A 561-nucleotide genomic window follows, 5' to 3' on the forward strand; every position below is an offset into this window, starting at 1 on the left:
TGAAGAAGATCGTCGCGATCACGAAAACGATGCCCGCGACGATCACCACCCACGCTGCGGCCTGATAAAGCCGGATCGGCTTCGCCGCGTACATAGGGGGTGGAAACGCTGGTGGCGCGGCGGCGGTAGCCGGTTGGCTAGCGGGCTCGGGTGTCGGCGCAGGTGTCTCAGTCATACCCTGATAATGCCGACGCGATGTGCCGCTATGGAAGGGACGAACCTGAAATGACGACAAACTGACAGGTTCGCCCGGTCCGCCGGGATCCCATCGGGATGCCGGGCTTTGGGTGTGTTACGGGGTCGCCGGAGCGGTCGACGGCAGGACGGACCGGGGCGGCTGCCCGGGTCCGGGCGGGCCGGTCCTGCCGCTGTCGCCGCCCGCGCCGCGACGGTGACCGCCCTGCTCGACCATGGAGTGATGGTGCCGGTGGTGACACTTGTGACCGCGGTAGCTGCCGTGGTGGGCGACAAACGCACCGGAGAAGAAAATCACCGCCACGACGAACACGATCCCGGCGACGATCGCGACCCAGGCCGCGAACCGGTAGAGCCAAAAAGGTT

2 pseudogenes are annotated in these 561 nt (G+C 66.5%); both read right to left on the reverse strand.

The window, feature by feature from the left end:
- Window positions 1–175: pseudogene (locus tag F6Q13_RS19905) on the reverse strand (hypothetical protein); the annotation flags it as partial.
- Between the two features lie 117 nt (window positions 176–292).
- Window positions 293–561: pseudogene (locus F6Q13_RS19910) on the reverse strand (hypothetical protein); the annotation flags it as partial.

The sequence above is a fragment of the Mycobacterium sp. genome (assembly GCF_008709575.1).
Classification (GTDB): domain Bacteria; phylum Actinomycetota; class Actinomycetes; order Mycobacteriales; family Mycobacteriaceae; genus Mycobacterium.